Origin of the sequence: Afifella sp. YEN Y35, assembly GCF_047553465.1 — a bacterium.
Taxonomy (GTDB): domain Bacteria; phylum Pseudomonadota; class Alphaproteobacteria; order Rhizobiales; family Afifellaceae; genus Afifella; species Afifella aestuarii.
The window spans coordinates 2,932,789-2,957,892 of sequence record NZ_CP180203.1 but is presented as its reverse complement, the minus strand read 5'-3'; the positions used below and the strand labels follow the sequence as shown (position 1 = coordinate 2,957,892).

26 protein-coding genes are annotated in these 25,104 nt (G+C 63.5%); 13 read left to right on the top strand and 13 right to left on the bottom strand.

What is annotated here, in order from left to right; all coding sequences use genetic code 11:
• Positions 1-61: 61 nt before the first annotated feature.
• Together ACK8CP_RS14165 and ACK8CP_RS14160 are read left to right on the top strand one after the other, a co-directional pair.
• Entirely contained in the window at positions 62-1,039 is a 978-nt protein-coding gene (locus ACK8CP_RS14165) for a type II secretion system F family protein (RefSeq protein ID WP_414834270.1), read from the top strand.
• A gap of 9 nt (positions 1,040-1,048) precedes the next feature.
• Entirely contained in the window at positions 1,049-2,014 is a 966-nt protein-coding gene (locus ACK8CP_RS14160; RefSeq protein WP_414832243.1) for a type II secretion system F family protein, read from the top strand.
• An 85-nt stretch (positions 2,015-2,099) separates the two neighbouring features.
• On the opposite strand, the gene ACK8CP_RS14155 is transcribed toward ACK8CP_RS14160, so the two are convergent.
• A complete protein-coding gene (locus tag ACK8CP_RS14155; RefSeq protein ID WP_414832242.1) occupies positions 2,100-2,909 on the bottom strand; it encodes a tetratricopeptide repeat protein in 810 nt (269 codons plus the stop codon).
• A gap of 205 nt (positions 2,910-3,114) precedes the next feature.
• Here ACK8CP_RS14155 and ACK8CP_RS14150 point away from each other — a divergent pair, with 205 nt between their 5' ends.
• From ACK8CP_RS14150 to ACK8CP_RS14135, 4 genes are read left to right on the top strand one after another with little or no spacing between them, the layout of a single operon-like run.
• Entirely contained in the window at positions 3,115-4,470 is a 1,356-nt protein-coding gene (locus ACK8CP_RS14150) for a leucyl aminopeptidase family protein (RefSeq protein ID WP_414834269.1), read from the top strand.
• 21 nt (positions 4,471-4,491) lie between these two features.
• The gene (locus tag ACK8CP_RS14145) at positions 4,492-4,839 is read left to right on the top strand and encodes a MarR family transcriptional regulator (RefSeq protein WP_128291956.1); all 348 of its coding nucleotides are present in this window, start codon (positions 4,492-4,494) and stop codon (positions 4,837-4,839) included.
• Entirely contained in the window at positions 4,836-5,705 is an 870-nt protein-coding gene (locus ACK8CP_RS14140) for an NlpC/P60 family protein (RefSeq protein ID WP_414832241.1), read from the top strand. The genes ACK8CP_RS14145 and ACK8CP_RS14140 overlap by 4 nt, the downstream gene beginning before the upstream one ends.
• A 60-nt stretch (positions 5,706-5,765) precedes the next feature.
• Positions 5,766-6,632, top strand: a complete 867-nt coding sequence (locus tag ACK8CP_RS14135; RefSeq protein WP_255701495.1) for an FkbM family methyltransferase — start codon at positions 5,766-5,768, stop codon at positions 6,630-6,632.
• On the opposite strand, the gene ACK8CP_RS14130 is transcribed toward ACK8CP_RS14135, so the two are convergent.
• From ACK8CP_RS14130 to ACK8CP_RS14090, 9 genes are all read right to left on the bottom strand, one after another.
• Positions 6,599-7,564 (bottom strand): 2-hydroxyacid dehydrogenase, encoded by a 966-nt coding sequence (locus tag ACK8CP_RS14130; protein ID WP_414832240.1) that lies wholly within the window; start codon positions 7,562-7,564, stop codon positions 6,599-6,601. The genes ACK8CP_RS14135 and ACK8CP_RS14130 overlap by 34 nt on opposite strands.
• Complete coding sequence (locus ACK8CP_RS14125; protein WP_414832239.1) at positions 7,561-9,189, bottom strand: ABC transporter ATP-binding protein; 1,629 nt, start codon at positions 9,187-9,189, stop codon at positions 7,561-7,563. Before ACK8CP_RS14125 ends, ACK8CP_RS14130 begins: the two co-directional genes overlap by 4 nt.
• Positions 9,186-9,380, bottom strand: coding sequence for a hypothetical protein (locus tag ACK8CP_RS14120; RefSeq protein WP_414832238.1), 195 nt, complete (start codon positions 9,378-9,380; stop codon positions 9,186-9,188). The genes ACK8CP_RS14125 and ACK8CP_RS14120 overlap by 4 nt, the downstream gene beginning before the upstream one ends.
• Entirely contained in the window at positions 9,380-9,622 is a 243-nt protein-coding gene (locus tag ACK8CP_RS14115) for a hypothetical protein (RefSeq protein WP_414832237.1), read from the bottom strand. The genes ACK8CP_RS14120 and ACK8CP_RS14115 overlap by 1 nt, the downstream gene beginning before the upstream one ends.
• Before the next feature lie 10 nt (positions 9,623-9,632).
• Complete coding sequence (locus tag ACK8CP_RS14110) at positions 9,633-10,748, bottom strand: ABC transporter permease (protein WP_128293208.1); 1,116 nt, start codon at positions 10,746-10,748, stop codon at positions 9,633-9,635.
• A 144-nt stretch (positions 10,749-10,892) separates the two neighbouring features.
• Complete coding sequence (locus tag ACK8CP_RS14105) at positions 10,893-12,026, bottom strand: microcin C ABC transporter permease YejB (RefSeq protein ID WP_234629822.1); 1,134 nt, start codon at positions 12,024-12,026, stop codon at positions 10,893-10,895.
• 29 nt (positions 12,027-12,055) lie between these two features.
• A complete protein-coding gene (locus ACK8CP_RS14100; RefSeq protein WP_414832236.1) occupies positions 12,056-13,942 on the bottom strand; it encodes an extracellular solute-binding protein in 1,887 nt (628 codons plus the stop codon).
• Positions 13,939-15,834: an extracellular solute-binding protein gene (locus ACK8CP_RS14095; protein WP_414832235.1), complete on the bottom strand. Its 1,896-nt coding sequence runs from the start codon at positions 15,832-15,834 to the stop codon at positions 13,939-13,941. Before ACK8CP_RS14095 ends, ACK8CP_RS14100 begins: the two co-directional genes overlap by 4 nt.
• Before the next feature lie 170 nt (positions 15,835-16,004).
• The gene (locus tag ACK8CP_RS14090) at positions 16,005-17,405 is read right to left on the bottom strand and encodes a c-type cytochrome (protein ID WP_414832234.1); all 1,401 of its coding nucleotides are present in this window, start codon (positions 17,403-17,405) and stop codon (positions 16,005-16,007) included.
• Between the two features lie 159 nt (positions 17,406-17,564).
• Here ACK8CP_RS14090 and ACK8CP_RS14085 point away from each other — a divergent pair, with 159 nt between their 5' ends.
• Together ACK8CP_RS14085 and ACK8CP_RS14080 are read left to right on the top strand one after the other, a co-directional pair.
• On the top strand, positions 17,565-18,302 hold the full coding sequence (locus tag ACK8CP_RS14085) for a 3-deoxy-manno-octulosonate cytidylyltransferase (RefSeq protein WP_414832233.1): 738 nt from the start codon (positions 17,565-17,567) through the stop codon (positions 18,300-18,302).
• Positions 18,303-18,304: 2 nt separating this feature from the next.
• Positions 18,305-19,195, top strand: a complete 891-nt coding sequence (locus ACK8CP_RS14080) for a prephenate dehydratase (protein ID WP_414834268.1) — start codon at positions 18,305-18,307, stop codon at positions 19,193-19,195.
• 40 nt (positions 19,196-19,235) lie between these two features.
• Here ACK8CP_RS14080 and nudC read toward each other — a convergent pair whose 3' ends face one another.
• Together nudC and ACK8CP_RS14070 are read right to left on the bottom strand one after the other, a co-directional pair.
• Positions 19,236-20,192, bottom strand: coding sequence for an NAD(+) diphosphatase (gene nudC, locus ACK8CP_RS14075; protein ID WP_414832232.1), 957 nt, complete (start codon positions 20,190-20,192; stop codon positions 19,236-19,238).
• Positions 20,193-20,199: 7 nt separating this feature from the next.
• Positions 20,200-20,619 (bottom strand): HIT domain-containing protein, encoded by a 420-nt coding sequence (locus ACK8CP_RS14070; RefSeq protein ID WP_414832231.1) that lies wholly within the window; start codon positions 20,617-20,619, stop codon positions 20,200-20,202.
• A gap of 162 nt (positions 20,620-20,781) precedes the next feature.
• On the opposite strand from ACK8CP_RS14070, the gene dapD reads away from it, so the two are divergent.
• Genes dapD through ACK8CP_RS14045 form a run of 5 tightly spaced genes read left to right on the top strand, consistent with a single transcriptional unit; the run spans position 20,782 to position 24,127 of the window.
• Complete coding sequence (gene dapD / locus ACK8CP_RS14065; protein ID WP_234629815.1) at positions 20,782-21,630, top strand: 2,3,4,5-tetrahydropyridine-2,6-dicarboxylate N-succinyltransferase; 849 nt, start codon at positions 20,782-20,784, stop codon at positions 21,628-21,630.
• 27 nt (positions 21,631-21,657) lie between these two features.
• Complete coding sequence (locus ACK8CP_RS14060) at positions 21,658-22,023, top strand: DUF805 domain-containing protein (RefSeq protein ID WP_234629814.1); 366 nt, start codon at positions 21,658-21,660, stop codon at positions 22,021-22,023.
• A gap of 12 nt (positions 22,024-22,035) precedes the next feature.
• The gene (locus tag ACK8CP_RS14055; RefSeq protein ID WP_234629813.1) at positions 22,036-22,374 is read left to right on the top strand and encodes a DUF805 domain-containing protein; all 339 of its coding nucleotides are present in this window, start codon (positions 22,036-22,038) and stop codon (positions 22,372-22,374) included.
• Positions 22,371-23,537: a succinyl-diaminopimelate desuccinylase gene (dapE, locus tag ACK8CP_RS14050; RefSeq protein WP_414832230.1), complete on the top strand. Its 1,167-nt coding sequence runs from the start codon at positions 22,371-22,373 to the stop codon at positions 23,535-23,537. Before ACK8CP_RS14055 ends, dapE begins: the two co-directional genes overlap by 4 nt.
• 44 nt (positions 23,538-23,581) lie before the next feature.
• Positions 23,582-24,127 (top strand): hypothetical protein, encoded by a 546-nt coding sequence (locus tag ACK8CP_RS14045; RefSeq protein WP_414832229.1) that lies wholly within the window; start codon positions 23,582-23,584, stop codon positions 24,125-24,127.
• A 44-nt stretch (positions 24,128-24,171) separates the two neighbouring features.
• Here ACK8CP_RS14045 and ACK8CP_RS14040 read toward each other — a convergent pair whose 3' ends face one another.
• Complete coding sequence (locus ACK8CP_RS14040; protein ID WP_414832228.1) at positions 24,172-25,038, bottom strand: SDR family NAD(P)-dependent oxidoreductase; 867 nt, start codon at positions 25,036-25,038, stop codon at positions 24,172-24,174.
• Positions 25,039-25,104: the final 66 nt, after the last annotated feature.

Sequence of the window (25,104 nt, the reverse complement as noted above, 5' to 3'; positions counted from 1 at the left end):
GACAGGCCCGGGCCAGAGATCGTCGCACATGTGAGAGGGCGCGGCCGTGCTGACGCCCGAGATGGTCAAGCTCGCCCTCGTCGGCGTCATAATCCTCTCGGTCGGGGGCGTGGTCTTCGCGCTCTTTTCGTCGGGGCTCGGAGGCGGCTCGCGCAGCCAGAAGCGTGTCGAAGGGGTCACCGCTCGTCCTCTCGCCACGGAGCGCAAGGGTGGCGAAGAAGGCCGCCGGCGTCGCAGCGTGGAAGAAACGCTGCGCGAGATCGAAGAGCAGCAGAAATCGAAACGCAGCCGCAAACCGACCCTCGTCTTACGTATGCGCCAGGCCGGGCTTTCCTGGTCGGCCAGGACTTTCACCCTGATTTGCGCCGTCACCTCTCTGCTGGCGACCCTGCTCCTGGTGTTTGCGGGCATCCTGCCCCTGGTGCCGGCGGCGGGGTTTGGCGTCGGCCTCGGCATTCTTCTGCCCTATGCCTACGTGAATTTCCTGCGCAAGCGCCGCTTCAAGCAGTTCACCGCCGAATTTCCGAACGCACTCGACGTGGTGGTGCGCGGCGTCAAGGCGGGTCTGCCGTTGATCGATTGCATGAAGATCATCGCCGCCGAAGCCTCACCGCCCGTCTCCACCGAATTCCGCGAGGTCATCGAGGATCAGACGCTCGGCATGCCGCTCGATGAGGCGGTTTCCAAGCTGCCGGAGCGCATCCCGCTGCAGGAAGCGAATTTCTTCGCCATCGTCATCGCGATCCAGTCGCGCACCGGCGGCAGTCTCGCCGAGGCGCTGTCGAATCTCTCCAAGGTTCTGCGCGAGCGAAAGAAGATGGCCGGAAAGATCAAGGCGATGAGTTCTGAGGCCAAATCCTCGGCAATGATCATCGGCAGCCTGCCGATCATCGTCGGGTCGATCGTCTATCTGACGAGCCCGGATTATATTGCCCTCCTTTTCACGACCACGCTCGGTCATATCGTTCTCGTGGGCGCTGCCATGTGGATGTTCATCGGCATCCTCGTGATGCGCAAAATGATCAACTTCGATTTCTAGCGCGCTGCCATGAACCTCATTCAGCAAAACGCCGATCTCTTCATCGCCCTTGCTTCGGCGCTGTCGGTGTTCTCGGCGATCGTCGTTCTGGCCTGGCCCTACCTTGCCGGTGACAATCTCTCAGCGCGCATGAAGCAGGTGTCGAGCGAACGTGAGCGCATCCGCGCACGGGAACGCGCCAAGATGGACGCCGCCAAGAAGCAGGCGACGCTGAAGCCCGAGCCCACGCGCTGGGTCAAAAACTTCGTCGACCGTTTCAACCTCCTGAAACAGGCGGAAGACGGGGATATCGTCAACAAGCTTCGAATGGCCGGCCTGCGGGGCCAGAATCCGGTTCTCTTCTTCCTTGCGGCTCGCCTTCTCGCGCCGCTCGGCATGTTCATCGCTTCGGGGCTTTATCTCTTCGGCCTCGATCCGATCGACCAGCCGCCGACGATCAAGCTCGTGATCGTCGTGGCGGCGGCCTATCTCGGCTATTACCTGCCCGGGCTCTACGTGAAGAACCGGACGACGAAGCGGCAGACGGCCATCAAGCAGGCCTGGCCGGACGCGCTCGACCTCCTGCTCATCTGCGTCGAATCGGGCATGGGCATCGAATCGGCCTTCCGAAAGGTGTCGGAAGAGATCGGCCATCAATCGGTGGAGCTGGCGGAGGAGCTGTCGCTGACGACGGCGGAGCTCTCCTATCTCCAGGATCGGCGCAAGGCGTACGAGAACCTCGGCAAGCGCACCGGTGTCGAAGGTGTGCGCGCGGTCGTAACGAGCCTCGTTCAGGCGGAAAAATACGGCACGCCGCTCGGCCATTCGCTGCGCGTTCTGGCTCAGGAAAACCGCGACATGCGCATGGCAGAGGCGGAAAAGAAGGCGGCTTCGTTGCCACCGAAACTCACCGTTCCGATGATCCTGTTCTTCCTGCCGGTGCTGTTCGCCGTGATCATCACGCCGGCGGCGATCCAGGTGATGGCGATGAATTGAGGCGCGGCGGCATTCTGCCCACGTGAGGCCCGATGCTGCGGGTTGGGCCGAAAACGCAGGGTCTCTCGCCTTGCAGCGATTTCCATCAGCCCGCCTGCTTGATGTCCTTCCAGGTGTCTTTCTGGGCGAGCATCGCCCTGAGATAGGCGATGTTCGCCTTCGCCTCTTCGGGTGAGAGATCCTGCGAGGCGACCGCCTCGGCCTCCCGGAAATTCCCTTGAAGCCCAAGGACGAGCGCCAGGTTCTGACGCACCTTCGCCGAGGCGCTCGGATTGGCGACCGCCTGTCTGAGCACCTTCTCGGCCTCGTCGAGCTCGCCGGTCAGCGTGTAGGACATGCCGAGATTGTTGAGGATCTGCGGCTCGCCGGGGGCGAGCACGAGCGCCTGGCGGTAAGCCTGACGGGCCTGTTCGTTCTGGCCGACGGAATCGAGAATGCCCCCTTCGGTCGCGAGCAGGCGCCAATCCGGGTTGTCGCGATGCTGAGCCCGCTGCACTGTCGCCAGCGCTTCCTGGAATTCGCCGTTCTCGGCAAGCGCCTTGCCGAAAGCGGCGAGCACCTGCCGGTCTTTCGGATGGAAGATGATGGCTTTGCGCAAGACGGCCACGGCCTGAGACGGCTGGCCGGCCGCCCGCAGCGCTGCCGCATAATTGAGTGCCGCGACTTTGTCTTTTTCGTCGTTGCTGTACCGCGCCCCCCAGGCCTGGACGGCGCGCAGCGCCTGGTCATGGCTGAGATTTGAAACCTTGAGCGTCTGTGTTGCGCCGATCGAACCGGTGGTGCGTGGCGCGTCGGCCTGCCGGCTCTGACAGCCCGCCGTAAAGGCCACGAGCGAAAGAATGGCAGCGGTTCGAAGAAGCGCCGCACCTGATTTCTGACTTGGCCGCATCCGCATGGAGGCTGTCCCGTTCTGGCACGTTATGCACCAAGATGTAGGCCTCACTGGCTAAGCATTCGTTAACGCTAAATGCGGCAGGTCGTGCGTCTTGAAGGATCGTCCTCGTTGCAATGGCAGACGCTCGCGCCTAGGGGTGGGCCGATCGGAGGATATCTTGAGCAATCATCCAGTTTTCGTCAGGGCCGGCGAAGTCGGCGCCGAAATGGGCGTGACGCCCGTCACGGTCATCGAGGAAGCGGGGCTCGACGAAGCCCTTGCCGGTCTCAGCGATCAGCACCGCAAGTTCGCGGATGTCAGCGGCTTTTGCGCCCATAGCGGCGACATCGCGCTCCTTCCGGGAGCGGATGGGGGGCTCGAACGCGTGCTCTTCGGAGCCGGGCGTGGTGGCCTTGCGAGAAATCCGTTTCTCACCGGCAAGCTCGCGCAAAAGCTTCCGGAGGGACACTACCGTCTCGAAGGTGCGCTGGGCGAATTGCGTCTCGCCGCCCTCGGCTTCGCGCTCGGCGGCTACCGCTTCACCCGCTATCACGGCGACGCGGACATGGAACGGCCGCGCCTCGTGCTGCCGGATGATTTCGATATCGAAGCGCTGCGGCAGACGGCGGAGAGTGTCAGCCTCACGCGCGATCTCATCAACACGCCGGCGAACGACTTCGGCCCGTCCGAGCTTGCATCGGCGGCGCGGCAACTGGCTGAAGAGACGGGCGCCGATTTTACGCTGACCGAAGGCGAGGAACTGGCGCGCAACTATCCGCTCATTCATGCCGTCGGTCACGGCAGCGACCGCGCGCCCTGCCTGATCGATATGAAATGGGGTGACGAGGCCGATCCCAAGCTGACGCTCGTCGGCAAGGGCGTCGTCTTCGACACCGGCGGCCTCGACATCAAGCCGCCGTCCTCGATGCTTCTGATGAAGAAGGACGTGGGCGGGGCGGCTAATGTCCTGGGGCTTGCCCGCATGATCATGCTCGCCGGTCTCAAGGTACGTCTGCGCGTTCTCATCCCGGCCGTCGAGAACTCCATTTCCGGTCGCGCCTTCCGCCCGGGCGATGTCTTCCCGAGCCGCAAAGGCCTGACGGTCGAGATCGGCAACACCGATGCGGAGGGACGGCTGGTTCTGGCCGATGCCCTGGCTTTGGCCGACGAGGAAAAGCCGGAGCTCATCGTCTCGATGGCGACCCTGACGGGCGCCGCGCGTGTCGCCGTCGGACCCGATATCGCTCCCTTCTTCACCGACGACGAGGCCGTCGTGGAAGGCGTTCAGGCCGCTTCCAAGGCCGAGCACGACCCCGTCTGGCGGCTGCCCTTGTGGAAGCCCTACGATGCGTGGCTCTCCTCCGAAATCGCCGATGTGAACCATATATCGAGCAACAGCTTCGCCGGGGCGACCACGGCCGCGCTGTTTCTGTCGCGTTTCGTGACCGAAAGCCCGTCCTATCTGCACTTCGACATTTTCGGCTGGGCACCGAAAGCGCGGGCGCTCGGTCCCAAGGGTGGCGAGGCGCAAGGGATCCGGGCACTCTTCGCCTATTGTGCCGAGCGTTACGGCCGGGGCTGACGTGCCCAAATTCGGCCTCTCATGACGATCCTGCGGTCGAGCCAGGCTTTGCGTCTGTGGCACGAGGTGACGCTGTCGCTGGTGCGTGCCGAAGAGCCGGATCTGACGGCGCGCCAGATGACGGTCCTCTTGATCGTCTATCTGGAGGCGCCGCCGCATACGGTCCGCGGGCTTGCCGCGAAACTCGGCGTCACCAAGGCTGTCATCACGCGCGCGCTCGATACGCTCGGGCGGCACGGGCTTCTGACGCGCAAGCGCGATCCCAAAGACATGCGCAATGTTCTGGTGCAGCGAACGGTGGACGGCGCGCTCTTTCTGGAGCGCTTCGCCGACCTCGTCGTTGCCAAGACCGAGGATGTGACACGATGACGAAGCTCGATCCACGCCGCAACGCCTTCCGCCGCGATCTCGCGGATGTGCGTCTCAAGGGACGCGTGGAGGCGCCGCGTTTCGTCGAGGGCAGTCTCTATCAGGTGGTCGATGGAACGGCGCCGGTGAGACGCGAGCCGAACCCGATGGGCGCGCTCGAGACACAAGCGCTTTGCGGCGAAATCGTCCGCGTCTTCGAAGAAACCGGCGAGGGCTGGGCCTGGGGCCAGCTCGAAGGCGACGGCTATGTCGGCTGGCTGCCGACCGCGTCGCTGCGGGCAGAGGTGACGGTGCCCACCCATCGCGTTGCCGCGCGAAGCACTTTTCTGTTTCCAGGCCCCGATATCAAACTGCCGCCGCTCATGACGTTGCCTCTCGGCGCCGAGGTGGCGGTGACGGGGGAGGCGCAGGACAAGAACGCCCGTTACGGCCTCATCGAACCGGCCGGCGCCGTCGTCATGCAGCATCTATCTCCGGTGGATGCCCCACGCGAGTCTGACTGGGCCATCGTGGCAGAGAGTTTTCTCGGCGTCCCCTATCTCTGGGGCGGCAAAACGGATGCCGGCATCGACTGCTCGGGCCTCGTTCAGGTCGCGCTCCACATGGCCGGCAGGAAAGCGCCGCGAGATGCCGATATGCAGGCGGCCGAGATCGGCGAGGCGCTCGAGCCCGGCGATGATCTGCCGCCGCTTCGCCGCGGCGATCTCATCTTCTGGGAGGGGCATGTCGGGCTGATGCGCGACGGCGAAACCCTTCTCCACGCCAACGCTTTCCACATGTGTTCAGCGAGCGAACCGCTGGTTGCGGCACGTTCGCGTTTTGCCGCCAAAGGTCTCAAGATCACCGCAATTCGACGCTTGCAATGACGCCATCAAACGTGTCCCTTCGTCGGCAAAGAATTGGCGACTTCCGTGGCGTATTCCTCCATGCATCTGCCTGCTCGGCAATTCGGCAATGCGATTCTTTCGGTGTGCCCGCAGACGTTGCTGCGCCGGTACTACCAGTGGCATTTGAGCTTCCAGGCCCATCGGCACGGCCGGGGGCGGCCCGTTGAAATCATCCCTGATGCCGAGCGCATCATCATCGATGACGGCCTGCGCCGTCTCGCTCTCCCGAGCCTCAATCGCGTTCCCCGCTACCGCAGCGGCATCGGGGAGCGGCTGCATCTGACGGGTGAAAAATACGCCGTCGGCACGCTCTATTTCCCGCGCGAAAGCGATGTCGTCATCGATATCGGCGCCAATGTTGGCGAGCTGACGCTTCTATGCGCCGATGCGGGTGCGACGATCATTGCGATCGAACCGGATCCGCGCGCCTATGCCTGTCTGGCCCAGAATGTCAGGGGGCTCGACAATGTCCGTCTCGTCTCCTGTGCGATGTGGAAGGGTCGGGAAGCTCTGAAGCTGCATCTCGCCCCAGATGGCGCGTCGAGCTCGCTCATCCGCCGCCCGGAGCAGAAGCGCGCCTTCGCCTCCGTCGAAGCCTGGCCGCTCGATGCTCTGCCTGCTGTCGCGGCCTTGCCTGCGATCGACTTCATGAAAATCGATGCGGAAGGCGTGGAGCCTGAAATTCTTGCCGGAGCCATGCGCACCCTGAAGCGGACGCGGCTTCTCGCCATCGACATGAACCCGGCGCATGGGCGCGCCGGCGCCTGGGACAAGGTCGAGCGTGCCTTGGAGGTGATGGGATTTCAGATGCTCGAGCACACTGACGAAAACACCATCGTCGCCGCCAATATGGCCTTCACGCCGGTCGTGCCTCAGTACCCGGCGTCCCGATCCACCACATACTGAAGCGGCTTGCCGGCTTTGCCGCGGCGCACCTGTCGCGCGATCAGCGGCGACAAGCCATGCGGATCGGAGATCGAGGCCATATGCGGCGTGATCACGAGATTGGGCGCGTTCCACATCGGGCTGTCGGCCGGTAAGGGCTCCGTGCGAAAAACGTCGAGGCTCGCGCCGCGCAGCGTGCCATCGCGCAAGGCTGACAGAATATCTGCCTCGTTTTGAGACTGTCCGCGCCCGGCATTGATGAGGACCGGGCCGCCGAGCGGGCCATCCTTGCGCAGTCTTGAGATGAGCCCTCCGTCGATGATCCCGCGCGTCTGTGGCGTGTCGGGCAGAAGGCAGACGAGGATATCGGTTTCCGCCAGAAAGGCATCGCGCTCACCCTCGCCGGCAAAGGCGGTGACGCCGGCGACGATCTTCGGGCGTCGGCTCCACCCGACCACACGGAAGCCGAGCTGCATGAGCATCTTCGCTGACGCCGTGCCGAGCACGCCGAGCCCCATGATCCCGACCGTCACCTTACCGGCCGGGGGCTGGGCGAGCGGTCGCCAGCGCTTTTCCTTCTGCAGCGCGGCATAATCGGGACCGAGGCGCACGTGATGCAGCACCTGCCAGACGACATATTCCGTCATCCGCGTGGTGAGGTCGGGATCGACGATGCGCGCGATCGGCACATCCGGAAGGCTGGGCAGATCGACGAGATGATCGACGCCCGCGCCGACTGACAGAATGGCCTTGAGATTGGGCAGGCTGTCGAAAAGCTCGGGGCGGGGCTTCCAGGTGAGAAGATATTCCACCCGCTCCAAAGTTGCGGGATCGCCGGCAAAGCCGCCCTCTGGCGTTGTGGCGACGACCTCGTCTTCGGGAAGCGCGGCCTTCAGGTTTTCAAGCCAGCGACGGGGATCCCAATCGGCGAGGGAAAGAAGAAGAGTGGTCACGTGCTGATGGCTCCCCGGTAGGCGACTTCCAGATCGAAGGCGGCGGCCATCAGCGCTTTTGTGTAATCGGTCTGCGGATGGTCGAAGATCTGCGCGGCAGGCCCGGCTTCCACCACCTTGCCGTCGCGCATGACGATGATTTCGTTGGCGAGCGCACGCACCACTTTGAGGTCGTGCGAGATGAAGAGATAGGTGAGGTCGTGGCGCTTCTGCAGATCGCGCAGGAGGTCGACGACCTGTGCCTGGACGCTCATGTCGAGAGCCGAGGTCGGCTCGTCGAGCATGACGAATTTCGGCTCCAGCACCATGGCGCGGGCAATCGCGATGCGCTGGCGCTGACCGCCGGAGAATTCATGCGGATAGCGAAACCGCGTCTCCGGATCGATGCCCACTTCGGCGAGCGCTTTGACGACGCGGCGGTCGCGCTCCGATGCCTTCAGATCGGGTTCGTGCACCGCGAGACCTTCGCCGACGATGTCGCGAATGATCATGCGCGGCGACAGCGAGCCATAAGGATCCTGGAAGACGATCTGCATATCGGCGCGAAGCGCACGCGTGTCCTTGAACCGTGCCGCCTGGATGTCGCGCCCGAGAAAAGCGATGCGGCCGTTGGAGGAAATCAGCCTGAGAAGGGCGAGCCCGAGCGTCGTCTTGCCGGAACCCGATTCGCCGACGACGCCGAGCGTTTCGCCTTCGCGCACTTTGACGTCGATGCCGTCGACGGCCTTGATATGGCCGACGGTGCGACGCAGGAAGCCGCGCTTGATCGGAAACCAGACCTTGAGGTCGTCGGCTTCCATGACGAACGGTGCGTCACGGTCGGTGGCGGGCGCGGAGCCCTTGGGTTCGGCGGCGAGAAGATGGCGCGTATAGCTGTGCTGCGGGTTGGTGAAGATCTCTTCCGTCGGCCCGCGCTCGACGATCTCGCCATCCGTCATGACGCAGACCCGGTCCGCCACCTTGCGCACGATGCCGAGATCGTGGGTGATGAAGAGGAGCGCCATGTTCTGCTCGTGCTTCAGGCGGGCGAGGAGCTCCAGGATCTGCGCCTGCACGGTGACGTCGAGTGCCGTCGTCGGCTCATCGGCGATCAGGAGATCGGGCTCGTTGGCGAGCGCCATGGCGATCATCACGCGCTGCCGCTGGCCGCCTGAGAGCTGATGCGGGTAGGATCTGAGACGGCTTTCCGGCTCGCGGATGCCGACCTGGTGGAGAAGCTCCAGAACCCTTTCCCGCGCCGCCTTGCCGCTCATGCCGCGGTGCACGTCGAGCACCTCGCCGACCTGCCGCTCCACCGTGTGCAGCGGGTTGAGCGACGACATCGGCTCCTGGAACACCATAGAGATCTTGTTGCCGCGCACCTCCCGAAGGGTGCGATCGCCGGCTTTCAGAAGTTCGCGGTCGCGGAAGAAGATCTCACCGGAGGGATGGCTCGCCGGCGGATAGGTGAGAAGCCGTAAGACGGAAAGCGCCGTCACCGACTTGCCGGAGCCCGATTCACCCACGAGCGCCACGGTCTCTTTCTCCGCGATGTCGAAGGAGACATGGCGCACCGCATGCGTCGTGCGCCCGCCCTGTGTGAAGTCCACCGAGAGGCCACGGACCGAAAGGAGAGGGGAGGTCATGGCCAGACTTCCTCGATAGCGACCTCGTCGAGGCCGATACGTTTCATTGTCTCGGGCATCTTCAGTCGCTTGTCGGAGGAGACAAAGACGTTGAGGTCCAGAACGCGAAGGAGCCGTTCATCGCGGCCCTCGGCGAGCCGGATGAAGAAGTTCGTGTCGAGATATGTACGCGATCTAGGGGAAGCACTCATCAATCCCACTCATCCCGAAGAGCGCGGATCCGAGCCACGGCTTCCTCTACGGAGGTGTTCTTTTCAGCCGCGGCGCCGAACAAGCGGTAGAGTCCGCCCGTACGCTGCGGCGCACTCGATCGGCTTCCCGTATCCTCCACGATCACCCGCGCATGATGGCTCGGATCGATGTCCCCACGAAGCTCCGGCGGCAGTCGCTCGGCCGGATAGTCTTCCACGATATGGCGCTTTCTTTCGTCCATGTCGCTCACCCTACGCAAAAGTCTTGCGCGGGTCGAAGGCGTCGCGCACCGCCTCGCCGATGAAGATGAGGAGCGAGAGCATCAGCGAGATGACGATGAAGCCGGTGATGCCGAGCCAGGGCGCCTGCAGATTGGCCTTGCCCTGAGCGAGGAGCTCGCCGAGCGACGGCGAACCGGGCGGCATGCCGAAGCCCAGGAAGTCGAGCGAGGTGAGCGTCGTGATCGAGCCGTTCAGGATGAACGGCATGAAGGTGAGCGTCGCAACCATGGCGTTCGGCAGGAGGTGCCGGAACATGATCGTCAGATTCGACACTCCGAGCGCGCGCGCCGCCTTCACATATTCGAAATTGCGCGCCCTGAGGAACTCCGCCCTGACCACGCCGACGAGAGCGACCCAGGAAAAGAGCAGGAGGATGCCGAGGAGCACCCAGAATCCCGGCGGCAGGATCGAGGAGATGATGAGGAGGAGATAAAGCGCCGGGATCGCCGTCCAGATTTCGATGAAGCGCTGGAAGAAGAGATCGACGCGCCCGCCGAAATAGCCCTGCACGGCACCGGCCGCGACGCCGACGATCGATGAAAATACGGTGAGCACGAGCCCGAAGAGCACGGATATGCGGAAGCCGTAGACGAGGCGGGCGACGACATCGCGGCCCTGATCGTCGGTGCCCAGCCAGTTCCAGTTCGACTTGTCGCAGAACCGTTCGAGCTGCTCCGTGTCGCCCGGACAGACGGAGCCCGCGATCCGCCAGGTCGGAGGCGCCGGAAAGCCGATCGGCCGCCCCAGCGCCTCGCGCAGCTCTTCCGTCGGGAAATCGCGATTGACGGTGCGATAGGAATAATGGATCGGCGGCCAGATCATCCAGCCATTCGCGTTGATCTCGTCGGAGATGAACGGGTCGCGGTAGTCCGTCGTCGCCAGGAAGCCGCCAAAGGTCTCTTCCGGGTAATCGACGAGGATCGGGTAATAGAGCTCTCCCTTGTAGGAGAGCACGATCGGCTTGTCGTTGACGAGCACTTCGGCGATCAGCGACAGGCCGAAGAGGAGAAGGAAGAGCCACAAGGACCAGAAGCCACGGCGGTTCTTCTTGAAATTTTCCCAGCGCCGCTTGTTGATCGGCGACATGGTGAAGAGCCGGCGTCCGGGTGCAGCCTCTTGTCCGGGCAGGGGCGCGGGCGCTTCGGGCGTGCCGGGATCCGGTGCATGCGGCGGGGCGGGCGTCGTCGGCCCCTCCGTCTTCTTCTTCGGATCGGTCTCGACCTCCATCGCTCAGACCTCCCGGCTCTCAAAATCGATCCGAGGATCGATCCAGGTGTAGGTGAGGTCGGAGACGAGCTGCACGATGAGGCCCATCAGCGAAAAGATATAGAGCGTGGCGAAGACGACCGGATAATCGCGGTTGATGACGCTCTCGAAGGAGAGGAGCCCGAGCCCGTCGAGCGAGAAGATCGTCTCGATCAGGAGCGAGCCGGCGAAGAAGGCCGAGACGAAGGCAGCCGGAAAGCCCGAAATGACGATGAGCATGGCGTTGCGGAAGACATGGCCATAGAGCACCTGGCGTTCCGTCAGCCCCTTCGCCCGCGCCGTCACCACGTATTGCTTGCGGATTTCGTCGAGGAAAGAATTCTTGGTGAGGAGCGTCGTCGTGGCGAAGGCCGCAAGCGCCATCGAGATGAGCGGCAGAGCGAGGTGCCAGAAATAATCGACGAGCGCTTCTGGATCGGTGATCCATTCCCAGAAGCCCATCCGGGCATATTGCTCAGACCAGAGGCCGCGCAGCGGGAACCAGTCGAAGAAGGAGCCGCCGGCGAAGAACACGATCAGAAAAATCGCGAAGAGGAAGCCCGGCACCGCATAGGCGATGATGACGACGGCCGAAGTCCACACATCGAACACCGAGCCGTCGCTGACGGCCTTGCGGATCCCGAGCGGGATGGAGATGACGTAAGACAAAAGCGTCATCCAAAGCCCGAGAGAGATGGAGACGGGCAGCTTTTCCTTGATGAGGTCGATGACGGAGATGTCGCGGAAATAGCTCTCGCCGAAATCGAAGCGGGCATAGTTCCACAGCATCAGTCCGAAGCGGGTGAGGGGCGGTTTATCGAAGCCGAATTGCTTTTCGAGCTGGCGGATGAACTCCGGATCGAGTCCCTGAGCACCTCGATATTTCGAGGTGATGGCGGCATCCGAGCCGCTTTGATTGGTGTTGCCGGCGGCGGAGAAGTCGCCGCCGCTCGAGCCACCGATGCGAGCCGTTGCAGACACGTCGGTGCCCTGGATCTGCGCGATCACCCGCTCGACGGGCCCGCCCGGCGCAAACTGCACGACGACGAAGCTGATCGCCATGATCCCGAGGATGGTCGGGATCATCAGCAAGAGGCGTCTCAGGATATAGGCTGCCAATCCGTCTCCGTCGGCTCGTCGGTCTCAGCTCAGCCGGCCATGCCGATTCGCTTGGCCTTTTCCTCGTCGTACCACCAGGTGGTCTCGAAAGGAAAACTGTAGTCCGGCTTTGTCTCGGGGCGTGAGAACATGTCCCAGCGCGCCACACGATGCGCATCCTGGTACCATTGCGGCACGACGAAATAATGGGCGCGCAAGACCCGGTCGAGCGCCCGCAGGATGTTGCGGTGGGTGTCACGGTCTTTGGCCGCGAGTGCCTGATCGATGAGGGCATCGACCGCCTTGAGGTGAATGCCCGCATAATTGCGTGAGCCAGGCAGATCCGCGGAGGCGCTGCCATAGGATGCGCGCAGCGATTCCAGGGGCGTGGGCGTGGTGCGGAAACGCAGACCAATGACGTCGAAATTGAACTCCGAGGCGCGTGCCTGGTATTGCGCCGAATCGACCGGACGGATCGAGGCGTCGACGCCGAGCCGGCGGAGCGAATCGACGAATTTGCCGAGAACGCGTTCCGAGACCGGATCGTTCTGGATCAGGAATTCGACCGAGAGGACGTCGCCCTGATTGTTGACGAGGCGGCCGCCGTTGCGGCTCCAGCCGGCCTGGCGGAGAAGCTCGTCCGCCTTGCGGAGATTGTCGCGATCGACACCTGAGCCATCGGAGGTCGGCGGCACCACAGCGGGCCCGAAGACCTCCTCCGGCAACTCGTCCCGAAAAGGTTCGAGGAGCGCAAGTTCGGCATCCGAAGGCTCGCCTTCCGCGGCATAGACGGATTTTTCAAACCAGGACGCCGTGCGGCGATAGGAATCGTAGAAGAGATTGGTGTTGAGCCATTCGAAATCGAAGGCGAGGCCGATTGCCTGACGTGTGGCCGGGTCGGCAAATTTCCCGCGGCGGGTGTTGAAGTACCACGCCTGAAAGTCCGGGAGCTTTTCGTCGGGCATCAATTCCGTCGCCACCTTGCCGCTCACGACGGCCGGAAAGTCGTACTCGGTCGCCCAGCTCTTGGATGAGAGTTCCTCGCGGAAGGTCAAGGCGCCCTTCTTGAAGGCCTCGAATCCTGCCTGCCTGTCGCGGAAAAACTCGAGCCGGATCACGTCGAAATTGTGAAAGCCGCGATTGATGGGGAGATCCTTGGCCCAGTAATCCTCCACCCGCCGATACTCGATAAAGCGGCCCTGCTGCAGCTCGCCCACCTCATAGGGGCCGGAACCGAGAGGCGCGTCGAGTGTCGACGCATCGAATGCGCGGCCTTGGTACCAGGCGCGCGAGAAGATCGGCAGCTGCGCGACGACGAGCTTCAGTTCGGGAGAATGCTTGCCCGACAGTTTGACGACGACGTCGTGCTCGCCGTCCGCCTCGACGGAAACCATTTCCTTCAACGGCAGAAGCAGGTCCGGATGGCCCTTCTCCTTCAGGATATTCATCGAATAGACGACGTCATCGGCGACGAGCGGCGTGCCGTCGTTGAAGCGGGCTTCCGGACGAAGACGGAAATGCAGCGTGAGACCGTCTTCGGAGACTTCGACGCTCTCCGCCACGAGCCCGTAACAGGCGTCCGGCTCGTCGGCGGCCCATTTCATGAGGCTGTCGAAGGTGAGCTCCATGAGCGGCGGGGCGTCGCCGCGGATGACGAAAGAGGAGAGCGTGTTGAAGGTGAGAAAGCTCTGATTGTAGTAGGACTGGCTCGGCACCATGACGAGCCGGCCGCCGCGTGGTGCATCGGGATTGACGTAGTCCAGGCGGGCAAAATCGGCGCCGTATTTGAGGTCGCCGAAGAGCGACATTCCGTGTCGGGGGCCGGCGGGCGTCGCGGCATGGGCCGCTCCGGCGAATCCTGACGCGCCGATCAGCTTCGGCGCCATCGCAAGCGATGCTGCGCCCAGAAGAGCGCCGCGGCGGGTGAACGAAATCACTCTGCCATCCTCAATTTCTTTTCTTTCTCAGGGTCGATCCACCAGGAGTAGACGTCGACGCCCGCATAAGAGGGCTGCTTGTCCGGGATGCCGAACTTGTTCCAGTAGGCAAGCCAGATTTTCGGCAGATTCCATTGCGGTACCATGTAGTAGTTCCACAGGAGCACGCGGTCGAGGGCGCGGGTCGCCGCGACCAGGCTTTTGCGATCCGGCGCGTAGATGATGTCGTTGACGAGCTGATCGACGGCTTCATTCTTGATCCCGGCGGCGTTGCGGCTGCCGCGCTGATCGGCGGCGTAGGAGCCCCAGAATTCGCGTTGTTCGTTGCCGGGTGATTGCGACTGGGGAAACGAACCCACGATGACGTCGTAATCGAAATCGTCGGTCAGCGCCTGGTATTGGGCCGCATCGACGATGCGGATCGACGTGTCGATGCCGAGCCGGCGCAGCGTGTTGGCGTAAGGCGACAATATCTTCTCGTCGTTCGGATCGTTGCCGAGAAACTGGATGGTGAAGCGCTCGCCCGTCTCCTTGTTGAAGAGACCGCCATCGCGCTGCTCCCAGCCGGCCTCACGCAGGAGCTTGACCGCCTCGCGCAGATGGTCGCGCATCGCCTCGCGGCTGTCGAAGACGGGAAGTTTGAACTCTTCGGTGAAGACCTCGGGCGGAACCTTGTCGCGCACCTTTTCCAGATATTGGAGCTCCTTGCCTTCCGGCAGCCCGGTCTCTTCGAGCTCGGTGCCTTCGAAATAGCTGTTGGTGCGGCTGTAGAGATCGAAGAACAGGTTCTTGTTGAGGCTCTCGAAATCGAAGGCGAGCGTCAGGGCGCGGCGCACGCGACGGTCGGAGAACTTGTCCCGGCGGGTGTTGAGCACATAGGCCTGCATCGGCTCGCCCGATGTCGTCTCGAATTCTTCTTTCTTGACGTCGCCGCGCTGTGCGGCGGGAAAATCATACCCCTGAGCCCAGCGCTGGGCTCGGTTTTCCGCTCGGAAGTCGTAGATGCCGCCCTTGGTGAACGCTTCCCAGACCGCATTGGCATCGCGGAAATACTCATAACGGATCTCATCGAAATTGTAGCGGCCGACCCGCAACGGATGGTCCTTACCCCAATAATCGGGCACGCGCTCCCAGATCACGCTGCGGCCGGGGATGAAGGATTTGATCCGGTAGGGTCCCGAGGAGAGCGGCGGCTCCAAGGTCGGCTGCGTGATATCGCGTTTCTTGCCGTTCTTGTCGGTGCCCGTCCACCAATGCTTCGGTACAATGACGAGATCGCCCATGATGTTGGGGAGCTCGCGATTGCCTTTCTGGTCGAAGGTGAAGGTGACCTCGCGCTCGCCAGTGATCTCGGCTTTGACGACGTTGTGGTAGTACTGATTGTACTGCGGGTTGATTTCTTTGAGCGTATTGAAGGACCAGACCACGTCTTCGGCCGTGATCGGCTCGCCGTCATGCCAGCGCGCCTTCGGATTGAGCCGGAAGGTCGCCGAGGAATAATCGTCCGGATAGCTCATCGCCTCGGCGATGAGGGCGTAGCTGGTGCTCGGTTCTTCCTCGGACGGCTCCATCAGGCTGTCGTAGCCGATGCCGCCGCGCGCATTGACGATGAGACCGAGACCCGCCGCGACCGTGCCGCGGATGATGAAGGGATTGAGGCTGTCGAAGGTGCCGACCGCCACCTGGTTGAGCGTTCCACCCTTCGGCGCATCGACATTGACGTAATCGTAATGGGCGAAATCCGGCCCGTATTTCGGCTCCTGGATGAGCGACGTCGCATGGCGCCAGGTTTTCTCGTCGCGCGGCTGGTCCGCATCCTGCGCCTGGGCGCTCACAAAGCCGCCGAGCGCGAGCAGGCAGACGAGGGGAAGCTGGAGGAAGCGTGCTGTCATGTAAGAGGCCGGATCTCGCTGTGTCGAAACATCATGATAAACGCCGAAGGATCGCGTTTCACCCGCCGAGACGCGACCTGACGAAAATTTAACCCGTTGTTTTGTCAGACAAAAGAACGCCGCGGCAAAGCCGCGGCGTCAACAGGGTCATTTTGTCCGACTGCAAGGGCTCATTGCCCGGGCAGCGGTGCTGGGTTGTCCGAGAGCGTGCGCAGATAGGCGAGCAGCGCTGCGCGGTCCTCGTCCTTCTTGACGCCGGCGAAGATCATCTTCGTTCCAGGCACCACGCCGCGCGGATCGGCGAGATAGGTGTCCAGGTGGTTGTAGGTCCACGTCCCGATCTCCTGCGCATGCTTCTGCATGGCATCGGTGTACTTGAAGCCTTCATGTGCCGCGGCCTGACGGTTGACGATCTCCCAGAGGTTCGGGCCGATCCGGTTGGCGCCGCCCTTGTCGAAGGTGTGGCAGGCGCGGCACTGCGCGGCGACCTTTTCGCCCGCCTCCGGCGAGGCATCGGCGATCATGGCGACCGTCGGGCTCGGCGGCTCCTGATTCCCGGCAGGCGCCTGAGCCTGCTGCTGACCCTCGGCCGGCTGCTGGTTCTGAGGTTGCTGCTCTGCCTCACCCTGCTGAGCCTGTTGCTGCCCCTGTTGCTGAGCGTCCGCCGTCGCCTGACCTGCCGGTGATGGCGCGGCCTGAGACTGCTGCGGTGGCTGCTGCGCATTCTCCGGCTGCGGTTCTGCGGATTGTTCGCCGGCCTGCTCGCCCTGGGCCTGCTCGCCTTGGGCCTGCGCGCCCTGGGCCTGCTGTTGGCCGGCATCGCCGCCCGGCACATCGGAGGCGCCCTGCTCGGTTGCCGATTGGGCCGTCTCTTCCGTCACTTCGCCTTCGGGAGCTGCCGTCCCGCCACCTGTTGCGGTCGCAGGAGCCGGCGTCTCTTCCGGCGTTGCCTCGGCCTGCGCTCCTCCAGCTTCGCCTTCAGACGCGGCGGCATCATCGCCGCCTTCGGCTGGCGCGGCTTCGGGCTCGGGCAGAGGCAGAGGATCGTCGGAGAGCGTGTGCAGATAGGCGATGACGTTGGCGCGGTCCTGATCGTCCTTGATGCCGGCGAAGTTCATCGCCGTGCCTGGCACCACGCCCTTCGGATTGGTCAGGTAACTGTCGAGATGTTCAAACGTCCATTCGCCTTCGGTCTTGGCGAATTCCTGCATGGCGTCGGTGTAGCTGAAGCCCTCCTCCGACGCGACGGGACGTCCGACGACGTTCCAGAGCAGCGGACCGATCTTGTTGCCTTCGCCCTTCTGGAAGTTGTGGCAAGCCACGCATTGCTTGGCGGTGCGCTGTCCGGCATCCGTGTCGGCATTGGCAAGGCGAACCGGCAGAGGTTCCGGGCCTGCGGGCTCGGCAGCCGTGTCGCCGCCGCCGCTCTCTTCGGCCGTCGCGATGACGTAGCCGGGCTCGTCCAGCTCCGGCGATTCAAACAGCATATCTCCGAGAACAGACAGGCCGAAGGCGACCAGCAGCGTCCCCAGGATCGCCATTGCGTAGGTGTTCCAGGCGGGCGAATGCATTGAAATCTCTACTCCGCTTTATTGGCCGGGCTGCAAATAGGGCGCACCACACCCGGGAGGCAAGGTTGAGAGCGCTGAAGCTCTCGGTTTGACGGTTCCATCGCGGGCGTATAAGCCCGCCGCCGAAGTTCCTTTCCAGTGTATCTCGATGAATTTTCGATGAATCCTCTCATCGTTATCCCGGCACGGCTTGCCGCCACGCGGCTGCCGGAAAAACCCCTCGCCGATATCGCCGGCCGTCCGATGATCGCCCATGTCGTGGACCGCGGCCACGAGGCCGGGCTCGGTCCGGTCGTGGTGGCAACCGACGAGAAGCGCATCGCCGAGGCAGCCGAAGCGGCCGGCGCGACCGCCATCATGACGCGGGCTGACCATCCCTCGGGCTCCGACCGCATCGCCGAAGCGCTCGAGACATTCGATCCGGAAGGCCGGCACGATGTCGTCGTCAATATGCAGGGCGATCTGCCGACCCTCGATCCCGCCACGCTCGCCGCGGCTCTCCGCCCCCTTGAAGATCCGGAGGTGGCGATCACCACGCTCACGGCGGAGATTTCGGAGGGAGGGGAACGGACGAACCCCAATGTCGTCAAAGTCGTCGGCACGCCGGTCGCGCCAGATCGGCTGCGGGCGCTTTATTTCACCCGTGCGACGGCGCCGTATGGGGAGGGACCGTTGTTTCATCACATCGGACTTTATGTCTATCGGCGCGCCGCTCTGCAACGTTTCGTCGCATTGCCGCCCGGCATTTTGGAACGTCGCGAAAAGTTGGAGCAGCTGCGGGCACTCGAAAACGGCATGCGCATCGACGCCATGATCGTCGAAACCGTGCCGCTCGGCGTCGACACAATGGCGGATCTGGAGCGCGCACGCGCCATCCTTGCAGGAGAAGCGGAATGAACATGGCCGAGGCGAGACGCGTCGTCTTCCAGGGAGAACCCGGCGCCAACTCCCACATCGCCTGCCAGGATGTGTTTCCGGCGGCCGAAGCGGTGCCGCTCGCGACCTTCGAGGATTGCTTTCAGGCGATCGAGACGGGGGAGGCCGATCTCGGCATGATCCCGATCGAGAATTCCGTCGCTGGCCGCGTCGCGGATATCCACCATCTCCTGCCGTCCTCGACGCTCTCCATCATCGGCGAATATTTCCTGCCGATCCGCCACCAGCTTCTCGGCCTCAAAGGTGCGCGCCTTGAGGATGTGAAGACGGTGCAAAGCCATGTCATGGCGCTCGGCCAGTGCCGCAAATTCCTGCGCGCCAATGGGTTGAAGGCTGAAGTGGCCGCCGACACCGCAGGTTCAGCCCATCAGGTGGCGGACCTCGGCGACAAGAGCCGCGCGGCGATCGCGACACGGCTTGCAGCCGAAGTCTACGGCCTCGACATTCTGGCCGAGGATATCGAAGACGAGGCGCACAACACCACACGCTTCATCATCCTGTCGCGCGAGCCGCAGCAGCCGGCGATCGAGGTGGGGCCGGCCGTCACCACCTTCATCTTCCGCGTCCGCAACGTTCCGGCCGCGCTCTACAAGGCGCTGGGCGGCTTTGCGACCAACGGCGTGAATATGACGAAGCTCGAGAGCTATCAGCTCGGCGGCACCTTCTTCGCCACGCAGTTCTACGCCGATGTCGAAGGCCATCCGGACGATCCGATGGTGGCGCTCGCTCTCGAAGAGCTGCAGTTCTTCTCCGCCGAGTTCCGGGTCGTGGGTGTCTATCCGGCCGATCCGTTTCGCGCCCATCAGGCGGAGCCGGAAGCGAACCGCGCGCTCAGACCCTCCCGCGGGGCGTAAAGCGATAGGATGACGGAAGGCGAGGGCCGTGAGGCGCTCGCTATTTCCCCTCCGCCCAATCGGCCCAGTCCGCGATGAGGCGGTGCGCGATCGCCATTTCGGGCGGCGCCGTCAGCCCATCCGGATGCGTGCCGGTGAGCATCCGATGGACCTCATCGCGGGGGAACCAGCGGCAATCTTCAAGCTCGCTTTCATCGCGCGTGATCTCGTTGGAGGCGGCCTCCGCATGGCAGCCGATCATCAGCGAGGAGACGAAAGGCCAGGGCTGGCTGGAATGGTAGCGCACACGCCCCGTCCGGATCCCCGCCTCCTCGGCGATCTCGCGCCTGACCGCCGCTTCGATCGTCTCCCCCGGTTCCAGAAACCCGGCAAGCGCGGAATACATGCCGGGCTGAAAGCGATGCTGGCGGCCGAGAAGGCAGGCGTCATGGTTCTGCGCCGGGTCGATGACGAGCATGATGACGACCGGATCGGTGCGCGGAAAATGCTCTCTCTCACAGGACGGACAGTGCCGCTTCACGCCGCCTGCCCGCATTTCCGTCTCGCTCCCGCATCTCGCGCAGAAACGATGGTTCTGATGCCAGGCAAGCAGTGACCGCGCCTGCGCGAGCCCGCCGAGATCTTCCACCGACAGAAGGCCCTGGACCGCGAGGGAGCGAAGATCGATCGCCCGCAGCGGCTCCGGCCACTCTGCCCGCGGGATCGCCATGGCGGCAAGCCGCGGCTCTGCGCCGAGAAATCCGAGAAGAATGAGGGTGGCGGGATAGAAGCCGATCGCCTCGGCCTCGTTCACCGAAAAGGCGGCTTGCGGCTCCGGAGAGATTTTCACGAGAGCACGGTCTTCGCAAAAGAGATGGATTCGCGCATCGGGTGAACCGAGCGCGATCTCGACCGCATGTTCCGCGCGATGCTCGCTCTGCCGGTCGAAATTGTTTCCCGCGAAGCCGTTTGCGGCGCTCGCCTCGAGGAAAGGGCGATCTAGGAAGCTTGAGGACATGACGCGTTCAGGCCGAAGCGGCGGCAAAAGCGTCTTCCAGGCGGCGGATGAGTGTGTCTTTCGCCTCGATCGCATAAGGCCTTGCAGGGACCGCGCCCCAGACGGGCTTCGGCCAGGCCGGGTCGCCGACGAAACGGGCGACGACGTGGATGTGAAGCTGGCGGACCTCGTTGCCGAGGGCGGCGACATTGAGCTTGTCGCAGCCCGTCACCTGCCGGAGCGACCGCGCCGCCGCGTCGATCTCGCCGATCAGAACGTTCTGCTGCGCGACATCGAGATCGATGATCTCGGCGAGCTCCGGCCGCGCCGGCACCAGGATGAGCCATGGATAGGTGGCGTCGTTCATCAGCCGAACATGGCAGAGAGGGAATTCGGTGAGCGGAAACGTATCGGCGGCGAGCCGGGGATGAAGAGAAAAGCCGGACATGACCTCGTGACCTAGAGCCTGTGTGAGGCTCTAACACCTGCCAGGGCCGGCGCGAAGGGAGGATCTGTGGCAATTGACGCGGCGCCCGCCCCGGCTTACGCCACCGCAGGATTGATATGGGCAAGACCGGCAGCAACTCACCGGCAGGGGAAGACGAAGAAAATGGCCGATCACACCGAACTCGCGGCGACCATCGACGAGGCCTTCGAAAAGCGCGGCGAGCTCAGCCCGGAGACGCAAGGACCCGTGCGCGATGCCGTCGATGCGGCACTCGACCTTCTCGACAGCGGCGAAGAGCGTGTGGCCGCGCCGGGACCTGACGGCAACTGGCACGTCAATCAATGGCTGAAGAAGGCGGTGCTGCTGTCTTTCCGCCTGACGCCGATGTCGGTGATCGAGGGCGGTCCGGGCGGAGCCGTGTGGTGGGACAAGGTGCCGTCGAAGTTTACCGGCTGGGGGGCCGCGGATTTCGAGAGCGCAGGTTTTCGCGCGGTGCCCAATTGTGTGGTGCGTCGCTCTGCCTTCATCGCGCCGGGCGCGGTCTTGATGCCGTCCTTCGTCAATCTCGGCGCCCATGTCGGCGAGGGGGCGATGATCGACACCTGGGCGACAGTCGGCTCCTGCGCGCAGATCGGCAAGAACGTGCATCTTTCGGGCGGTGCGGGTATCGGCGGTGTGCTGGAGCCGTTGCAGGCCGGACCGGTGGTCATCGAGGATGATTGCTTCATCGGTGCGCGTGCCGAAGTCGCCGAAGGTGTGATCGTGCGCCAGGGCTCTGTGTTGTCGATGGGGGTCTATCTCGGCGCGTCGACAAAAATCGTCGATCGCAACACCGGTGAGGTGTTTATCGGCGAAGTGCCCCCATATTCTGTGGTCGTGCCGGGCACGATGCCCAGCAAGAACCTGCCGGGTGAAAACTGGGGGCCACAGCTTTATTGCGCCGTCATCGTCAAGCGTGTCGACGAGCGCACCCGCGCCAAGACCTCGATCAACGAGCTCTTGCGCAGCTGACGCGTCCCGCCAGCATTTGGAGGCAAGATGGCGCGCAGCCTGCTTTGGCTTTTTTTCCGCTTTGATGGCCGCATCGGCCGCGAAGTCTACTGGCTCGCCAATTTCGGCGTGGTGGCGGTGCTGGCCTTCCTGCTGCAGCCGGATGTCCACCCGCAGACGGGCGATGTCACCTTCCACAATCCAACGCTCGCCAGCTTCGCTCTCATTGTCGGCATGGTCTGCTCCATCGCCATCGGTGTGAAGCGGTTGCATGATTTCAACGCGACGGGCGCCTTTGCGGCGATCCTACTCGTTCCCGTTCTGTCGATTTTCGCTACCATCGCCTTCGGTGTCGTGCGGGGCACCGGCGGAAAGAACCGGTTTGGCGAAGCGCCGAACCTGCCGCCGAGGTGAGGGAGGCCGAGGATGGACTGGAAATATCTCTATACGAGCTTCGAAGGGCGCATCGCGCGCAAGGATTGGTGGATCGGGGTCATCGGCCTCTTCATCATTTCTCTCATCGCGACGCTGCTTTTCGGCAATGACGGGCTGATCGCCTTTCTGATTTCCGTCTTTCTGTTTTTGGCCGGCATCGCCTGTCACGTGAAACGTTTTCACGATCGCGGCCGCTCGGGCTGGTGGGCGCTCATCATTCTGATCCCGGTCATCGGACCGATCTGGGCCATCGTCGATCTCGGTCTCCTGGAGGGAGATCCGGACGCCAACAGCTGGGGCCCGCCCCCGGAAACGCGTCTCATCCCGTGACTGTGATCGACCCTGTCCAGCTCGCCCGCGATTTGATCCGCGCACCTTCGGTGACGCCCGAAGCGGCGCCGGCGCTCGACGTCCTCGAGGCGGCGCTGAAGCCGCTCGGTTTCGCTGTCGATCGGCCCGTTTTCTCCGAGGTCGGTACACCGGACGTGGAGAACCTCTTCGCCGTCATCGGTGAAGGCGATTACCATCTCACCTTCGCCGGTCATGTCGATGTGGTGCCACCCGGAGAGGAAGCCGCCTGGCGGCATCCACCCTTTTCCGGAGCGCTCGATGAGAACCTCGTTTACGGGCGCGGCGCCGTCGATATGAAGGGCGCGATCGCGGCGATGGTCGCCGCCTTCTCGCGCTTCAAGGCGCGCCGCAGCGATTTTTCCGGCCGTTTTTCCTTCCTCATTACGGGCGATGAAGAAGGGCCCGGCATCAACGGCACGGCCAAGCTGCTCGATTGGGCGAAGGCTCGAGGGCATGAATTCTCCGGCGCGCTCGTCGGCGAGCCCACATCTGCAGACTGGGTCGGAGATCAGGTCAAGATCGGCCGGCGCGGCAGCTTTTCGGCGACCATCGTCGCGCATGGGCGGCAGGGCCACGCCGCCTATCCGCATCTCGCTGACAATGCGGTGATGCGCTTGATGACGCTGCTCGAGGGGCTGACGGCGACGCCTCTCGATGAAGGCAGCGCCCATTTCGAGCCTTCGACGCTCGAGGTCGTCGATGTCGCGACCGGCAATAGCGCCTGGAACGTCATTCCCGGAGAGGCCCGGGCCCGCTTCAACAGCCGCTTCAACGATTGCTGGACGCGGACGAGCCTGCGCGCCGAGATCGAGAGACGGCTGAGCGAGGCGGCCAAAGGTGAGATCCATTGGAGCCTGGAAGAGGGGCAGCCGCCGAGCGATTCTTTTCTCGCCCGGGACGAGGCGCTGATCGGCAGTTTGAGCGGGGCCGTTTCCGCCATCGTCGGTTCCCGTCCGCGCCTGTCGACGGGCGGCGGGACATCGGATGCGCGCTTCATCAAGGATTTTTGCCCAGTCGTGGAGCTGGGTCTCGTCGGCGCCACGATGCATCAGACCGACGAGAGGGTGCCGGCCGCCGATCTCGAGGAGCTGACGCGCATCTACGAAGCCTTCCTGGACAGCATCTTCGCCCGCACGCAATGATCTTCTCTTACTGCATCCAACAAGTCACCGGCGCATGGAAGGTGATGAACGGCCGTGCCGAAGGGCTGCAGGAACTCGATCTGACATTGGAGGGGTTCTGGCGCTCGTTCGGTGCGGTGATCCTCATCATCCCATTCACGCTCGTTGCGATCTCCTCCGAGAAAATTGCGCTGACGGCGACCGATCACGCCGTGACGGTTCTGGCCGGCAGCTTCGTCTCCCTGCGGCTCTTCGGCCTTGCCCTCGATTGGGTCGCGTTTCCGATCTTCTTTGCGATCGTTGCCCGCCCGCTCGGGGTTGCCACGCATTATGTGCCGTTCATCGTGGCGCGCAATTGGAGTGCGGTGGTGATCGCCGGCATGTTCGCGCTGCCGCATGCGCTCCACGCGACGGGCTTCGTGCCGCTTCCTGTCCTCTCTTTCCTTTTGCTGGCGCTGTTCGTGGTCGCCTTGCGCTTTTCCTATCTGGTGGTCCGCACCGCACTCGCCGTGCCGGTGATGATGGCCGTGCCCGTCGTTCTGCTGCAGCTCTTGATCGGGATTTTGATCGAGGTGAGCCTCGACCGCATCTTCGTCGGGGTGGCTTTGTAAAAATCGTCTGAGAGCGTCTTCGTCCTCTTGTCGAGCGTAAGTCACTAATGGGTGGTGTCGGGCTCGACCTTGGCGATGCGATCCCAGGTTGATGCGACTCCTTCCGGGGTGTCGGCCGTCACGGCACGAAGATCGCGGGGATAATCGACGCCCGGCGCCTCGCAGGCCCTTAAGGCGTGGAACTGGCCATTGCTGGCGCGCAGCACCCAGGCGCTCGCGTCACAGGCTTCCGATACGAGGAAGATGGCGCCCTGAGCCACGGCATCGGGGCGCAGCTCCTCTGGTTCGCCCTCTACGCCCCACATCCGTGTTTTGGCAACCGGCGAGATGGCATTGACACGGATGCCGTGCGTGGCGCCCTCATATGCAAGCACATTCGTGATGCCGACCGTCGCCATCTTCGCAGCAGCATAGGCGCTGAGACCGGCCTGAGCATATTCGGGATAAAGAGCTCGGTCGGACGTCGTGAAGAGGATGCGGCCGTAACGCTGAGCCGTCATTGCCGGCCAGGCCGATTGCGCCAGCCAAAGCGGCATATTCACGCCGACTCTCGTCATGCGAGCCAGAAAGTCCGGCGTCAGCTCCTCGATCTTCTGATAGCCGACCCAGCCGGCATTGTGGATGAGGATATCGAGCCGACCGAAGGCCGCGATCGCCTCCGCAACGAGTTTGCGGCAGCCATCACGGCTGTCGATCTCGCCGCTCGCCGCGCAAACCAAGCCACCTTGTGCGCGTATGCGCTCAGCTGCCGCCTTTGCCACGGACGAGTCCTGAGACGTGCCGTTCTCGTCGGCGCCGGTATCATGAACGACAACACATGCGCCGCGCCGGGCGAGAAGCTCCGCATAGGCATAGCCAATCCCTCGCCCGGCCCCGGTGACGAGAGCAACACGGCCTTCGAAGCGGATCATCGTCTTCTCCTCTCTTTGCTGAAGAGAAGGCTAGAAATGACGACGCAATCCGTCCAATACCGAAAA

What these genes read in the sequence shown, in the direction of transcription:
- ACK8CP_RS14165 (WP_414834270.1), top strand. Translation starts at nt 62, where the DNA reads ATGGTCAAGCTCGCCCTCGTCGGCGTCATAATCCTCTCGGTCGGGGGC.
- nudC (WP_414832232.1), bottom strand. Translation starts at nt 20,192, where the DNA reads ATGTCCTCAAGCTTCCTAGATCGCCCTTTCCTCGAGGCGAGCGCCGCA.
- ACK8CP_RS14120 (WP_414832238.1), bottom strand. Translation starts at nt 9,380, where the DNA reads ATGAGTGCTTCCCCTAGATCGCGTACATATCTCGACACGAACTTCTTC.
- ACK8CP_RS14140 (WP_414832241.1), top strand. Translation starts at nt 4,836, where the DNA reads ATGACGAAGCTCGATCCACGCCGCAACGCCTTCCGCCGCGATCTCGCG.
- ACK8CP_RS14055 (WP_234629813.1), top strand. Translation starts at nt 22,036, where the DNA reads ATGGACTGGAAATATCTCTATACGAGCTTCGAAGGGCGCATCGCGCGC.
- ACK8CP_RS14125 (WP_414832239.1), bottom strand. Translation starts at nt 9,189, where the DNA reads ATGACCTCCCCTCTCCTTTCGGTCCGTGGCCTCTCGGTGGACTTCACA.
- ACK8CP_RS14060 (WP_234629814.1), top strand. Translation starts at nt 21,658, where the DNA reads ATGGCGCGCAGCCTGCTTTGGCTTTTTTTCCGCTTTGATGGCCGCATC.
- ACK8CP_RS14115 (WP_414832237.1), bottom strand. Translation starts at nt 9,622, where the DNA reads ATGGACGAAAGAAAGCGCCATATCGTGGAAGACTATCCGGCCGAGCGA.
- ACK8CP_RS14045 (WP_414832229.1), top strand. Translation starts at nt 23,582, where the DNA reads ATGAACGGCCGTGCCGAAGGGCTGCAGGAACTCGATCTGACATTGGAG.
- ACK8CP_RS14090 (WP_414832234.1), bottom strand. Translation starts at nt 17,405, where the DNA reads ATGCATTCGCCCGCCTGGAACACCTACGCAATGGCGATCCTGGGGACG.
- ACK8CP_RS14095 (WP_414832235.1), bottom strand. Translation starts at nt 15,834, where the DNA reads ATGACAGCACGCTTCCTCCAGCTTCCCCTCGTCTGCCTGCTCGCGCTC.
- ACK8CP_RS14135 (WP_255701495.1), top strand. Translation starts at nt 5,766, where the DNA reads ATGCATCTGCCTGCTCGGCAATTCGGCAATGCGATTCTTTCGGTGTGC.
- ACK8CP_RS14110 (WP_128293208.1), bottom strand. Translation starts at nt 10,748, where the DNA reads ATGTCGCCGATCAACAAGCGGCGCTGGGAAAATTTCAAGAAGAACCGC.
- ACK8CP_RS14145 (WP_128291956.1), top strand. Translation starts at nt 4,492, where the DNA reads ATGACGATCCTGCGGTCGAGCCAGGCTTTGCGTCTGTGGCACGAGGTG.
- ACK8CP_RS14080 (WP_414834268.1), top strand. Translation starts at nt 18,305, where the DNA reads ATGGCCGAGGCGAGACGCGTCGTCTTCCAGGGAGAACCCGGCGCCAAC.
- ACK8CP_RS14160 (WP_414832243.1), top strand. Translation starts at nt 1,049, where the DNA reads ATGAACCTCATTCAGCAAAACGCCGATCTCTTCATCGCCCTTGCTTCG.
- ACK8CP_RS14085 (WP_414832233.1), top strand. Translation starts at nt 17,565, where the DNA reads ATGAATCCTCTCATCGTTATCCCGGCACGGCTTGCCGCCACGCGGCTG.
- dapD (WP_234629815.1), top strand. Translation starts at nt 20,782, where the DNA reads ATGGCCGATCACACCGAACTCGCGGCGACCATCGACGAGGCCTTCGAA.
- ACK8CP_RS14040 (WP_414832228.1), bottom strand. Translation starts at nt 25,038, where the DNA reads ATGATCCGCTTCGAAGGCCGTGTTGCTCTCGTCACCGGGGCCGGGCGA.
- ACK8CP_RS14155 (WP_414832242.1), bottom strand. Translation starts at nt 2,909, where the DNA reads ATGCGGATGCGGCCAAGTCAGAAATCAGGTGCGGCGCTTCTTCGAACC.
- ACK8CP_RS14070 (WP_414832231.1), bottom strand. Translation starts at nt 20,619, where the DNA reads ATGTCCGGCTTTTCTCTTCATCCCCGGCTCGCCGCCGATACGTTTCCG.
- ACK8CP_RS14150 (WP_414834269.1), top strand. Translation starts at nt 3,115, where the DNA reads ATGGGCGTGACGCCCGTCACGGTCATCGAGGAAGCGGGGCTCGACGAA.